The organism is Malacoplasma penetrans HF-2, from assembly GCF_000011225.1.
GTDB classification, from domain to species: Bacteria; Bacillota_I; Bacilli_A; order Mycoplasmatales; family Mycoplasmoidaceae; genus Malacoplasma; species Malacoplasma penetrans.
In genome coordinates this window covers 1,208,237-1,223,082 of record NC_004432.1, presented here as the reverse complement: position 1 = coordinate 1,223,082, position 14,846 = coordinate 1,208,237, and the positions used below count along the sequence as shown (strand labels likewise).

At 24.1% G+C, this 14,846-nt stretch carries 10 protein-coding genes and 1 other RNA gene; 10 read left to right on the top strand and 1 reads right to left on the bottom strand.

Annotated elements, in window-relative coordinates; genetic code table 4:
• Nucleotides 1-26 precede the first annotated feature (26 nt).
• From uvrA to MYPE_RS04630, 10 genes are all read left to right on the top strand, one after another.
• A complete protein-coding gene (gene uvrA, locus MYPE_RS04680; RefSeq protein ID WP_011077730.1) occupies nucleotides 27-2,885 on the top strand; it encodes an excinuclease ABC subunit UvrA in 2,859 nt (952 codons plus the stop codon).
• Between the two features lie 2 nt (nucleotides 2,886-2,887).
• On the top strand, nucleotides 2,888-3,445 hold the full coding sequence (locus MYPE_RS04675) for a hypothetical protein (RefSeq protein ID WP_011077729.1): 558 nt from the start codon (nucleotides 2,888-2,890) through the stop codon (nucleotides 3,443-3,445).
• 1,297 nt (nucleotides 3,446-4,742) lie between these two features.
• Complete coding sequence (locus MYPE_RS04665) at nucleotides 4,743-5,267, top strand: hypothetical protein (protein WP_011077727.1); 525 nt, start codon at nucleotides 4,743-4,745, stop codon at nucleotides 5,265-5,267.
• A 237-nt stretch (nucleotides 5,268-5,504) separates the two neighbouring features.
• Nucleotides 5,505-6,632, top strand: a complete 1,128-nt coding sequence (locus tag MYPE_RS04660; RefSeq protein WP_011077726.1) for a serine/threonine-protein kinase — start codon at nucleotides 5,505-5,507, stop codon at nucleotides 6,630-6,632.
• A gap of 1 nt (nucleotide 6,633) precedes the next feature.
• Nucleotides 6,634-7,497, top strand: coding sequence for a ribosome small subunit-dependent GTPase A (gene rsgA, locus MYPE_RS04655; RefSeq protein WP_011077725.1), 864 nt, complete (start codon nucleotides 6,634-6,636; stop codon nucleotides 7,495-7,497).
• Nucleotides 7,498-7,545: 48 nt separating this feature from the next.
• Nucleotides 7,546-10,671, top strand: a complete 3,126-nt coding sequence (locus MYPE_RS05495; RefSeq protein WP_011077724.1) for an SNF2-related protein — start codon at nucleotides 7,546-7,548, stop codon at nucleotides 10,669-10,671.
• Nucleotides 10,672-10,814: 143 nt separating this feature from the next.
• Nucleotides 10,815-11,378: a DUF402 domain-containing protein gene (locus MYPE_RS04645; RefSeq protein ID WP_011077723.1), complete on the top strand. Its 564-nt coding sequence runs from the start codon at nucleotides 10,815-10,817 to the stop codon at nucleotides 11,376-11,378.
• On the top strand, nucleotides 11,371-12,189 hold the full coding sequence (locus tag MYPE_RS04640; RefSeq protein WP_011077722.1) for a DUF3196 family protein: 819 nt from the start codon (nucleotides 11,371-11,373) through the stop codon (nucleotides 12,187-12,189). Before MYPE_RS04645 ends, MYPE_RS04640 begins: the two co-directional genes overlap by 8 nt.
• An 85-nt stretch (nucleotides 12,190-12,274) precedes the next feature.
• Nucleotides 12,275-12,796 carry a hypothetical protein gene (locus tag MYPE_RS04635; RefSeq protein ID WP_011077721.1) on the top strand — a complete coding sequence of 174 codons (522 nt, stop codon included), beginning with the start codon at nucleotides 12,275-12,277 and terminating at the stop codon, nucleotides 12,794-12,796.
• A 157-nt stretch (nucleotides 12,797-12,953) separates the two neighbouring features.
• Entirely contained in the window at nucleotides 12,954-14,630 is a 1,677-nt protein-coding gene (locus tag MYPE_RS04630) for an MATE family efflux transporter (RefSeq protein WP_011077720.1), read from the top strand.
• A 54-nt stretch (nucleotides 14,631-14,684) separates the two neighbouring features.
• Here MYPE_RS04630 and ffs read toward each other — a convergent pair.
• An RNA gene (gene ffs / locus MYPE_RS05535) (signal recognition particle sRNA small type) lies at nucleotides 14,685-14,773 on the bottom strand.
• Nucleotides 14,774-14,846 lie beyond the last annotated feature (73 nt).

The window sequence follows — 14,846 nt, the reverse complement described above, 5'->3', positions numbered from 1 at the left end:
TTTTAATCTAAATAAGGAGTAATTGTATGAATAACAAAGTTAATACTAGAGATTTTATTGTTGTAAAAGGTGCAAGAGAGAATAATTTAAAAAATGTTGATATAGATATTCCTAAAAACAAATTTGTTGTAATGACTGGATTAAGTGGAAGTGGTAAATCATCTTTAGCTTTTGATACTATTTATGCTGAAGGTCAAAGAAGATACTTAGAATCACTATCTTCTTATGCTAGACAATTTTTAGGAGGGAATGAAAAGCCTGATGTTGATTCAATTGAAGGTTTATCTCCTGCAATTTCAATTGATCAAAAAACAACTTCTCATAACCCTAGATCAACAGTAGGTACAGTTACTGAAATTTATGATTATTTAAGATTATTATTTTCAAGAATTGGTAAACCTTATTGTCCTAATGGACATGGTCTAATATCTACTTTGTCTATCAAACAAATGATAGATACAGTTTATGAAAATAAAGAAGAATCAAAAATTCAAATCTTATCTCCTATTATTAGTCAAGAAAAAGGAACTTTTAAAAATAAAATAGAAGAGTTAAAAAGACAAGGTTATCTAAGACTTAGAATTGATGGAAATATTTATTCTTTAGATGATGAAATTGAATTAGAAAAAACTAAAAAACATAACATCGATATCTTAATAGACAGAATTATTTTGAATAATGATACAGTTACTAGAAGTAGAATTTATGATGCTATTGAAAAGTCTGTTAAAGAAGCAAATGGTAAAGTTATTGTTTTAGTTGATGATAAAGAATTATTCTTTTCTCAAAACCATGCATGTAATGAATGTGGCTTTTCAATCCCGGAATTAGAACCTAGATTTTTCTCTTTTAACTCTCCAGTTGGTGCTTGTAAAAGTTGTAATGGGATAGGTTTTAACTTTTTACCTGATACTGCAAAAATAGTTCCAGATCCATCTCTTTCAATTAAAGAAGGTGCAATTGCATATTTTAGAAGTGTAATGATGACACCAACAATGGATTTAAAAAGAGAGATGAGTGTTTGAAAAGAACATGACATCAATCTTGACGTCCCATTTAAAGAATTAAGTAAAAAAGAAAAAAATATTATTTTCTATGGTGATGAAGATATTGGTGAATTAAAAATAGATGTTAATGAACAATCAATATATTCAAGTTCAAGTTTTTTATATAACAATGGTTTAGTTAATCTAATCATGAGAAGATTTAGTGAAACACAGTCTGAACGTGCTAGAGAATATTATGAAAAATTCATGTCTAACTTAAGCTGTCCAAGTTGTAATGGTCAAAAACTTTCAATTGAAGCATTATCAGTAAAAATTAACAATAAAAATATAATTGATTTAACTGAAAAAAATATTAATGATTTAACTAATTTCTTTATTGAATTAGAACTAAATGAAACTGATAGAAATATTGCCCACCTTGCTTTAAAAGAAATTGTAGATAGATTATCTTTTTTAGAAAATGTTGGTTTAAATTATTTAACTTTATCTAGAAGTGCTTCTACACTTTCAGGTGGTGAATCTCAAAGAATTAGATTAGCTACTCAAATTGGATCATCTTTAACAGGTGTTTTATATGTATTGGATGAACCATCAATTGGTTTACACCAAAAAGATAATGAGAAACTAATTGAAACATTAAAGAAGATGAGAGATTTAGGAAATACTTTAATAGTTGTTGAACATGATGAAGATACTATTAGAGCATCAGATTATTTAATTGATATTGGTCCTAAAGCTGGAGACTTTGGTGGTGAAGTAGTTGCTGCTGGAACAGTTTCAGAAGTTAGTGAAAATAAAAAATCTATTACTGCTCAATATTTATCTGGAAAACTAAAAATAGAAGTTCCTAGTAAAAGAAGACATGGTAATGGAAAGACAATCGAATTAGTTGGTGCAAGTGGTAATAATTTAAAAAATGTTACTGTGAGTTTTCCATTAAATAAACTAATTGCAGTTACTGGGGTTTCAGGAAGTGGTAAATCTACTTTAATTAATGAAACATTAATTAAAGGGATAGAAAAGAAATTAACTAATCCTTTTATTGTTCCTGCTCCTTTTAAAGATATTAAAGGTCTTAAAAATGTAGATAAAATTATTAAAGTTTCTCAAGATCCAATTGGTAGAACACCTAGAAGTAATCCTGCAACTTATGTATCTGTTTTTGATGATATTAGAGATCTATTTGCAAATACAAAAGAAGCTAAAGCTAGAGGATTTCAAAAAGGAAGATTCTCTTTTAATGTTTCAGGAGGACGTTGTGAAAACTGTTCTGGTGATGGATTAATAAAAATTGAAATGCACTTTTTACCAGATGTGTTTGTTAAGTGTGAAAGTTGTAATGGTAAAAAATATAATCAAGAAACACTTCAAGTTTTATATAAAGGCAAATCAATTTATGATGTTCTTGAAATGTCGGTAGTTGAAGCAAGAGACTTCTTCTATGAAATTCCTGAAATTAAAAGAAAATTAGATTTAATGGTTGAAGTTGGAATAGATTATTTAAAACTAGGAACTTCTTCAACCCATTTATCAGGAGGAGAAGCTCAAAGAATTAAACTAGCTAAGTATCTTCAAAAAAGAGCAACTGGAAAAACAATTTATGTATTAGATGAACCAACAACTGGATTACACATCCATGACATTGCTAAGCTAATTACTGTATTAAATAGAATTGTGGACAATGGTGACACTGTAATAGTTGTTGAGCATAATCTAGATTTAATAAAATGTGCAGACTATGTAATTGATTTAGGACCAGATGGTGGAATTAATGGTGGACAATTAGTAGCTTATGGAACACCTGAAGAAATCATTGAGAAAAAAGCTGTATCTTATACTGGACTATTCTTAGAGAAAAATATGTATAAGGATAAATAGCTATGAGTAAATCCTTAATTTTCCAACTAGATTATTTACCAGCTGGAGCACATTATAATAACTTAAGATATATTTTAAAAAAAGAACACTGAAACACAATTGTAAATAATGTTAGAAAATACAAAAAATATAAATGTGAATTTTGTAATAGACAATTTGATCCTAAAAATACTAAAGTTTTAAAGTATTTACATTGTCATGAAGAATGAACATTTAATTATGAAAATAGACATCAAATATTAACTAATTTATTATTACTTTGTAATGATTGTCACAATTGTCAACATATTAATTTTGCTAGTTTACTAAATAAAGAAGATAAAACACTAAACCATTTTAAAAAAATGAATAATTTATCTCAAAGTGATTTTAATGAATTAAAAAGAAATAATTTGTTATTCAGAAACAATTGTAGTGATAAAACTCAAATCAGTAGAGAGCAATTGGATAGAGTAGAAGAGTGATCCTTTAAAATGGGAGTTAAATTATCCAACTATTTTGAAGATGTAACAACAGCTGAAAAAATGCAAGAATTTTTAGATTATATTTCTAATTTCTAATATTAAACAAATTTGCTAATTGAAATGTTTAAGTATACACATATTTATTTTGTGTGTATAACATTTCAATTTTTTTATTTAATTACCATTTTCATAATTTTGATATATTTAAATGCTTTAAATTTGATTAACTGCAAAAGAAATGGATTTAATATTTATCTATAAATGTACTTATTGGCAGCTTAAATACATATTTATTCCTTATATAGGAATTAATTTTATTAATAATATTAGTCATTTGTTTCCGCACATTGATACTTTAAGTTTTTATAAATAATAAAAGTTTTTTTGAATGACTTATTAGTTACAAGAAGGTAAAGTTCAAGCTAAAGCATTTAATAATATTGGAATAAAATAATATATAAGATGAAAGGTTATTGTTTATGTTTATCTTTCATTTACTGATGTTAAGTTTTTATTTATTGCTATTATTGAAAGATTAAAGTTTTATATTTTTTATTTTTTGTTTCCTAAAAACTAGGGAATAGAGTTTATATTAACATTGAGCAAATAAAAATACCAAATATATAGGATAGTTTATGACTAATAGTAAAGAGTTAAATGTTTTTATTGAGAGCAAAAAAAGATGAAAATTCTAGCATAAAAACTTTTATTAAGAAAATTAAAAGTGTTAGACTTGTTTCTTGAATTTATTTAGTTCTAGTATCTTTAGCTACATTTATACTTTTTTTTACATGAATACCACTAATAGTGTTACAGTTAAAACTTTATATAACCTATATAAACTATGGTATAGAAATAACACCATTTGAATATAGATTATTGATAACATTACTGCTTATATGATTTGATGATTTAGTAATTTTCTTTTTAATAACTAATATGATTTTTGGACTAATTTTATTTTTTAAAATTAGATGGTTAAAAAAGTTTTCACCCAAATATGAAAAATGCTACAAACTAGCATTAATGGGAATATTTTTTGCACCAAGACTAGTTTCAAGTATCCTTAATTTAAGAATTAATATAAAAGAGGATTTAAAACTTTTAAAAGAACAAGACAGATAGAAACTATTAAATAAAAATTTCAATGTTTTTGTTTTTTTGAACCGACTCTTTAAGGAATGTCCTACAACCAATTTTTACTTTTTTTTACCCATTATTTTTAATGATAAAACTTAGTATGGTTAACTGAATCAATGATATGACAATTAAAATTAAAATAGATATAGATCCTTTATTTTAATAACTAAGGTTTCTATAAAAATTGGAGGCAAAATAGGAAGTTCTTGTATTAACTACTTTATTTACCAACTTTTTATTTTGATTTAATAATATGGACATCAATTTATATTTGAATCATAAAGACAATTATACAGATTTTGACAAAAACTTAAACCAACATCAATATCAAGAAATATTTAACAATCAAAAACTTTTTAAAAAGATTAACAAAATTTTAAAAAGTACAAATGCACTTGCATGAGTATATATAGTCTTATATAGTTTAGCTTCAGGATTAATGTTGGTCTCTACTGCAATTTTTATTATTCTTGCTTTGAAGGCAGGGTTTTTGTATAAATATTGAAATTTAGAACCTACACTTTTAGAAGCTAATATAGCTATGACTTCATTAATTATAATGATTGATGACATCATCTTATTTTACATAATTCCTAATGCAATATTAATGATTGTTCTAACAATAAAAATAAGTAGATTAAAAAAATATTTTCCTCATTATGATAAATATTTTAAATGATCTTTAATTGGAATATTTTTCTCACCATATTCAATTATCTGTACAGTAAAAATTGTTGTTTTAATAAAAAAAGATTTAGCAAATTTAAGAAATTTTTAAATAGAAAATAAAAATTAATAAAGCAAAAAAATATTTAATAAAATAAATAAATAAATATTAAAAACTCAAACACATAAAATTTGACTTTAGCTCTTATTAGAAAGACTTCTAATAAGAGTTTTATTTTCCTAATAAGTTTTGTATAGTAAATTTTCTGTGCTGCTATTTGTTTAATAAAAAACCATTTTATAATTTAGAATTTATTCAATAAGTTAATTCTTAATGTATTTTTTATAAATGAAAAAAATTGATAATTTAGTTGGTACAACTTACTTAAATAAGTACAAAATAATTAAATTGCTTGGAACTGGTGGAATGAATTCAACAGTTTATTTAGCACAAAATATTAACTACAATGAAGAAGATAATCATTTAGAGAAATTCAAATATGTGGCTTTAAAATTTATCAAAAGAACTTTGGATACCAGTGCTGATAACTGAACTAAAATATTAGATGAAAAAGTTACAATTGGAAGATTAATGGATAATCCTTACATTGTGGAGTTAGAGCTTTGTTTCCCTAGTTCTTCAACTAGTAATTCAATTGTTTTTTCAATGGAATATGTTGATGGCCCATCACTAAAGAGTTTGATCAGAAGCAGAGGGTGCTTATCAATTGTAGAAGCTTTATCTATATTTAAAAAAATTATATTAGGTGTGAACTTTATGCATGATAGAGAAAGAACTATCATTCATAGAGATTTAAAACCTGAAAATATTTTATTATCTAAAGATTTGCTTGATGTTAAGATTTCTGACTTTGGAGTTTCTTCTGTTGTTCAAAATATAGATGATAATGACTACAATATTTTATCAAATGAGGTGGATGTATTTGGTACCATCCCTTATATTTGCCCAGATGTTATTGGTATGAACAAGGATAGACCAAGAGTTACTAAGCAATTTGATTTTCATGCTTTAGGTATTATTTTTTATGAAATGATTGTTGGTGAAAAACCTTTGGAAATAGAAAATGAAATGGACCCATCAGTAATTACATATTTTAAAAAATATGATATTACTCCTTTGAAAAAAATAAATCCTAAATTTAAAAACCAAATAGAAAATATGTTTTTAAAATTAACTGCTTCTAAGTCTCATGATATTGAATACAGATATGATGATTGTTTACAAATAATTGCAGATATTGAAAAAATAGAAAGAGTTATTTCAGGGCAAGATCAAGAAGAACCGTTATTGATACCAACAAGCAAAAGAAGTTATCAATTTGGCAACTCATTTAAAATAAGTGATAAAAAAAGTCTTCAACAAATCTTATTAAAAAAGCCAACATTTTGAGCAGTTTCTGGGATAGTTTTATTATTCTTGTTTCTACTTATATTTTCTTTATCTATATACTTATAATATGAATGCTAAAATTTTATTTAAAATTGCCAATTCCTTTTTATTGTATGATTTATCAACTAAATCACAGTTTAATGCTGTAATTAGAAAAAAACTAAAACAAGAAGACAGAATTATCACTGTTGGTGATAATGTTGAATTTGTAAAAGATCAATATGAATATGTAATTGAAAAAATAGATGAAAGAAAAAATTTATTAATAAGACCTAAAGTTGCAAACATTGATACTTTAATAATTGTGAACTCTGTAAAAGAACCAGATTTCAGCTCATATGGGTTAAATAAGTTTTTGGCTTTTTATGAAGCAAGAAACATTAATAATGTAATTATTTATTTTTCAAAAATGGATTTACTAAATAAACAAGAATCAAAAAACATGAATCAAATAATTTCACAATATGAACAAAATGGTTACATTGTTTTAAATTCATTAGATAAAGAAAAGAATAAAGAAAAAATCTTAAATATGATTAAAAATAATGTTGTTTGTTTTGCAGGTCAATCAGGGGTTGGTAAATCAACTCTTATTAATTTTTTAATACCAGATTTGGAATTAAGAACTCAAGAAATTTCACAAGCTCTAAATAGAGGTAAACATACCACAACAAGTTCTTTAATGATTCCTTTTAACGAAGGCTTTGTTATTGATACTCCTGGATTTGGATCTTTGGATTTAAATATGACTCAACTTGAATTAGCCAATTCATTTACTGATTTTAGAAATAATAGTGTTCATTGTAAGTTTAAAAATTGCTTACACACAAATGAACAAAATTGTTTTATTAAAAAAATGGTTGATGAAAATAAGATATATAAGCAAAGATATTTGGACTATCTGAAAATGTTTAGTGAAATAAAAAAATAATTTTTTAATTCTAAATTCCTATCTTGTTATAAAATTCTTTTGTTATTTATGAAAACTATAAACATTGCAGATCTTAAAGATTTTTTTTATTCTCCAGAAGTTGTTAAAGAAAGTAGTGATTTTTTAGTTAGTACTAAATTATCAGATTTTTTAATTGAAGAAAAAAATTCAAACATTATTGTAAGTTGTTACATAGACTCTTATTCAATAAAAGTTAAAATTGAAGAAGAACATGTAATTGATTGTGATTGTAGTTGTGATATTTATTTAATGTCTAAAAAAATATGTGCTCACATAGTGCATGTTATAGACTTATACAACCAATATGTTAAGCATGATTTTGCTCAATATAGAAATGCATCTGATGTTTCTTTTAGTGTAGCTCCAGTGATTAAAGAATTAAGTAATGGAAAAAAGAAAATTGAAGTAGAGTTTTACTTTGAACAGTCTTATAAAAAATTCTTTATAAATAATGTGGAAGAATTATTTTCACATGATGATAAATATTACTTTTTCCCATTATTGTTTTTTAATAAAAACCAAATTGAATACAATTCATTATTACTATTAAATGAATTAAAAAATTTCTTAAATTCAAAAGATGTTACTTACAAACAAAAAAGTATTTTGATTGATGATAATGATTTAGGCGAATGAATAGAATTTTGTTCAAAATTCAATATTTTATTTTTTTACCAATCTAACTCATTTTGAAATTCTACCACATATTATCTAGATAAATATAATTATGATTTTAATGAACAGTGTAAATCTTCTATTAACAACAAGAGAAAATTTCTTTTAAAAACATCTAGAGATTTGAACATATTTCACTTCACATCTAAAAATGATTTATTCATGTTTGTTCATTCAAAAGGTAAAAGTGATCTTTATATTTATAAATATGATTTAAGTTATTTAAATGATGTTGAATCATTTACTGAACTTATTAATAAGCAGATTTCTAAAAATGATTTTTATAAGCTTTATCTTTCTATTAAAAAACTATTTAGTAATTATGAAAGAATAATTCAATATTTATTTATTATTAAAAATAATGTTTCAAAAATTGATCCTGTTTTAGAAGTTAAAGTTTATTATGAAAAATTATTAAATGTTCTTGCTGCTAAAATATCTTTTTTTTATGGAGACATTGAATATCCTTATAAGGAAAATGAAACTAACTATTTTAAAAGAGAAAGATTTTTAGAACAAAATCTTTTAGAACCACTATTAAATTTTTTCAATTACTACAACGCTGAGTTTAGTGTATTTGAAATAGTTGATCATCAAAAATATTTAGATTTTTTAAACTGAAATAGAAAGGTTATAAAAAACGATTTATATAAAATCAAAATATCTGAGAATTTGATTTTTAAACCTAAGGTTAAAAAAGAATTTCATGTATCTGCATCTTCATTTGAAAATGATTTTTTAAAAATAGAATGATCAATTGAAGGTTTTTCCGAAGAAGATGTTTTAAAAGTTTTAGCTGCTTATAAACAAAAACTAAAATATGTAACATTATCAGATAATAAAGTTATTAACTTAGATTTAGATATTAACTTTGAAAAATTTGATGAAGATTTAAAACTTCTTAATACATCAATAGATTTTATTGATGACCGTTCAATTTTGGTTAATAGATTAAATAGTAACTATTTTTTAGAAAACTTTACTCTTGATAATTCTGATGGTTTAAAAGAATATGTTAAAAAGTTATATGATACAGAAATAGATGTAAAAAATGAATTGCCTGTTAACTTAAAAAACATATTAAAAAAATACCAAGTTGCTGGTTATTTATGACTAAAAAAATTATTGCATTTAAATGCTGGTGGAATCTTAGCAGATGAAATGGGACTAGGTAAAACTATGCAAACTATTTCTCTATTATCAGATGTTTACTACAATAATAAAACTAAGTTACCAAGTTTAATTGTTTGTCCAAGTTCATTGGTATATAACTGAAAAAAAGAATTATCTCAGTTTGCACCATTTCTTAAAATAGGAATAATTGATGGAACACAATTAGAAAGAAATGAAGTGTTAAATAATATTCATAACTATCAGATTATTGTTACAAGTTATCACTTGTTAAACAAAGATATTGAAGTGTATAGAAATATGGAATTTTATTTACAAGTGCTTGATGAAGCACAAAAAATAAAAAACCACTACACACAATTTTCTAAGGACACTAAATCAGTTAATTCTAAATATAAAATTGCTTTAACAGGAACACCAATTGAAAATAATTTATTAGAACTTTGAAGTATTTTTGATTACATAATGCCTGGGTTTTTATATGATTACAAATTATTTAAATCTCTCTTCCAAGACAAAATTATTGCTAAGGATGAAGAGGCTTTAAAAAAATTAAAAACAAAAATTTCTCCTTTTATATTAAGAAGAACAAAAGAAGAAGTGTTAAAAGAATTACCATCAAAAACTTACAAAATAATGACTTGTGAATTTGAAGATAAACAAAAAGAAATGTATTATGCAGAGTTATCTAAATCTCAAATTGCAATTAGAAAAGGAATAGAAGATAAAACAATTAATAAGCAAGGTGCTTTCATTTTTTCTGTTTTAACTAAACTAAGACAAATATGTTGTTCTCCAAAACTTTCATATGAGAACAGTGATATTAATGGTTCTAAATTTAATTTATGTATTGATTTAATTAAAGACTTAATAAAAAACAATGACAAGATTTTATTATTTTCTCAATTCACTTCAATGATTGATTTGATAGCTCAAGAACTTAAAAAATTAAAAATAAACTTTTTAGTATTAACAGGTGAAACAAACAAAAAAGAAAGAATGGAACTTGTTAATGAGTTTAACAATAAAAACAATATTAAAATTTTTCTAATATCTTTAAAAGCAGGTGGAACCGGTTTAACTTTAACTTCTGCTAATGCTGTAATTCATTATGACCCTTGATGAAATCTTAGTTTAGAAAATCAAGCAACAGATAGAGCTCATAGAATTGGTCAAGAAAAAAATGTTTTTATATATAAACTAATTGTTAAAGATTCTATTGAGGAAAAAATATTATCTCTACAAGAAAGTAAAAGAGAAATAATTAATCAAATATTTGATGAAAATTCATCTAATAAAAATTCAATAAATATTAATGAAATTTTAAAAGTGTTGGATATTGAATAATTAAAATTCTAATTTTCAATAAACTTTGTATTTGAAAATAAGCACATATTTTTACTATATTTTAGTTTTTGAAAAAGGCTATTATTGCATTTAAGAATTTTTTATAATATAAATTTATTCTAACTATCCATATTGGATTCATTATGAATATCAAAAATAATAAAAAAATTATGGTACATGCATATAAACGAAATGGATGACTTTATAGGGCATGAGAGTTTCCAGAAGTATTAGATTCTAATAAAAATTTTACTGTTGTATCTTTGGTTAACTCAAAGGTTATTACTAATGAAAAATTTTCACCTAGAAACTTTATTTCTAAAAATATTAAAAATTCATTTTGGTTTTTCTTTCCTAATAAGTGATATAACATAATAGCAACTTTATCTTCTAATAATGTAATTGCATACTATGTTAATATTGCTAGCCCATTCATTTATGAAGAAGAAGCTATTAAGTACTTTGATTTTGATTTGGATATTAAGATGAGAAATACATCGTCTGAAATTTATAAAATTTTAGATATAGATGAATATGAATCAAATCGGAAAGACTATAGATATGAAAAAGAAGTTATTGATAACTGTGAAAAAACTTTAGAACTTTTTCAATCTGAAGAGTTTCGCAAAGCAATATTTAAATTTATTTCCCCAGAGCTTTTGCGTTTATTAGCTAAAAAAAGAAAGGTCACTAACCATAATGAGTAAAAAGGAAGCAAGTAAAAAGAAACAAACTGAAAAGCCAAAAGACCAATTAACCATTTATTATGAAAACATATTATCTAAAGTTGATGCTTTAGTGAAAGATAAAAAGATAAATGAAGCTTTAGAAATGGTTAATGATGAATTGGATTCTCCTTATATTCCTTCAGAATTTGAAGAAGCTTTTATGACAATTTCTTATAACTTATCTGCAGAGATTAATTATTTAAATGAATCAGTAAAATATGAATCATTAAATAGAGAAGAATTATTTAATTCTATTCTCAATGGTAAAACAATTAACTCTGTAGCATTAAGTATTTTTTTAGAAAGATATAAAGATAATATTGAAGTTTCAGAGCTTAAGATATTTGATAGTTTCTTATCTTCTAAAAAAATTTTTGATATAGATAAACAAAACCTTATTATTGCTCTTAAACCATTGAATCTAGATTATGAATTTGATTACTACAATTCATTTGCTGATCAAATATTTAAAATTAATATTAAATCAGTAAATGTTTTACTGAGTTCACCATATTTTGTAGAACTAAATAAACTGGTTGAAGAATTTACATATAAAGAACCATCTTTACAAGAGTTTTGCTACTTAATAATTTTTGATTTATATGTTTACTATTTCCCAAATCACCCAGATTATCAAATATCAGATTTAGCATATGCAATTTTCCAATACATGTTGAATTCATTGCAAGGAAATATTAAAGAATATAAAAATCCTGAAATTATAAAGGATATTGAAAAAATTGTTGGAATTTTCTTAAGAGCTGCAGAAAATAATAATCTAAAAAGTTAATTAGTTATTTTGAAATATAAACATAAAGCAACTCAACAAAAATAAAAACTAAATATGTTAGAATATTATGGACAATTAACTAAATATGAAAAAATTTTTTTATAACAATGATTCTTCTAATTTTAAAAACAACCCATCAGCTACCATTAACCAACATGATGAAAAAGTAGTCACTACCAAAAAAGTTATGGATGATTCAAATGTTCTTGTAAGTAGAAAGAAACAAAAAAAACTTAGTAAAAGAAAATTATTTGAAAATGCATTTTTTCTTTCTGAATTTGTTTTCAGTAATGAAAATCAAAAAACATTACTTGAAGAAGAAATTGAAAAAGAATTAATTGATGAAAAAAATGAAGTAATACCATATTTAGAAAAACAAAATAACTTCTTCAAAGAGTACAAAAATATAGCAAAAAAAATGCCATATGATATTGTTTTTACTCAAGAAATAGAAGTAGAAGCTAATAATAAAATTTGTAAAAGTTTATCTTCTATTGAAACATCTGATCATGATAAGATCTTGCCAAAAAATAATAAAAAAGAAATTGAGCTATTAAAAAATAAAGAAAAATTATATTTATTGTTTCAAAAAGAAAACAGCAACTAATTCCCTTTAACATTTATTTGTTAAAGGATTTTTTATTAATACTGACCAAACTATAAATATATGAAATTTTTATTTTTTAATACAGAAAATATTTTTTACACTCAATTATTGTATTACTAACTGCTTTTTATATTATGATTATCTAGAATATTTAGTTATGAAAATATTTTTTAAAAAACCTAATAATAAAAATACTTTAGAAAAATCTCAGTTGGATAGTGCTGTTAGATTATTTGAAAATACAACTATTTTTAAATCGCTATTAAGAATTGTTTTTTTAGCTGTTACAGTTTCTTTAGCATCTGGCCTTTATGTTTTTGCAGATCAAGTTTTGATGCAACAAATATTACCACAAAATCAAAGTTATATAGATTACATTCAAGAAACTATTGGGTGATCTAGCACTATGTTTGTAGGTGACCCAACTTATGGAACAATGAAGGGTGTAGTTGATGAAATAACTAGGCTTGTTAATGCTGGCAATAGCCCAATAACAGTACTATGTACAGCAATTTCATTGGCAAGTGGTTTGGGGTCTGCAATTCTTTATTCTAAAGCTCTTGGAACTAAAAAAATTTATGATATTAATTCAATATGAAAAAACAGTTTTTATAATTGTTTATCTTTTTCTATAATTACTTCTATTGTTTTATCAGCTTGTGTTTTTATTATCATACCCCAAGAAATTCACTTAGGAGCAGCAGATAATTATTCTGAACAACAAAAAGCTATTATTATTGCTTTGCAGCAAGAATCTATTAAGCTTTGTACAAACTATTGTTTAATATTGACAATATTTAACATATTTAATAATTTTTTAATTTATTATGTTTCTTTATTAAATAGTGAAGGTAAAAATGCAATTCCTACAATTGTGGTTTTAATTTCAAATGCAATTAACATTTTAACTGACTGAGTTTTATTGAAATTTTCACCATCAAGTAGTGCTTATGTAAGTGTATATGGATCAGCAATTGCAACTGTGGTTAGTTATATATTGTCTAATTTTATGTTTACAACTTATTTGTTGTACAAAAATAAAAGAAATGATACATTTATGATTTTCAAAAATTTATCATTGAAAAATTATAAAGTTAACTGAAAAATTGTTTTAGATATTTTAAGAATTGGAACAGCTAGTTTTTTTAGAAATGCATCAACTGCAGTTTTTAGTATTGTTCAATTATCTTTATATGGATTAGCAATAAAGGGTGTATCAATATATTCAATAGCCAATCAAAATGCTACTTATTTTACTAGCATTATGGGTGCAGTTACCCCAATTTATAACTTATTTTTTAGCGCGATGATTGGAATTTTAAGAGGTGCTAGAACTGTAATTAGTTATAACCATGGTAGGGGATTAACTGAAAATATTAGAAAAGCTTTTTGAATATCAACTGGAATGGCTTTTGGGTATGGAGCAATATTTTTTATAGTTTCTGGGCCTTTATTTACATCATTTGGTTTTGGCAATGGTGGATTATTAAATTTATTTAATGTGAGTATTGATTCACCAAAATATTGGGATACTGTTAAATTATTAAATATTAATACAGCTCAACTTGTCATCTATGCTTTCTTATTATCTGGAATGTTATATTTTCAATCAGTTGCAAAACCTGTGCATGCATTAATATCTTCTATTATGTATGGATTGATATTGGGATTGCCAATGTTATTTATACTTTGAAGCATTTCTATTTCAACAAAGAACATTTGATTATATCAATGTGCTCCAATTATCATTAGTTCAATTTCAGGGTTTTTGATCTTTGGTTATACTGTTTGATATTTATACTTTAGACTTCCTAAAACAACTTGTGAAAGATAAAAAAACTATTGGTTTATTTTTTAATAAATACACCAATAGTTTTTTAAATTCTAATAAAAAAGACGCCATACACAAAAGATATTGCTTAGTGCTGCTATATTTCTATCCTGACACGATTCACTTCTAATGTTATGACGTCTATATTATTATATATTATTTGTAAAAAAGAATTAATAAAAAGATTTAGCAATATAGATTATAAGCAAAGGTGTTAAC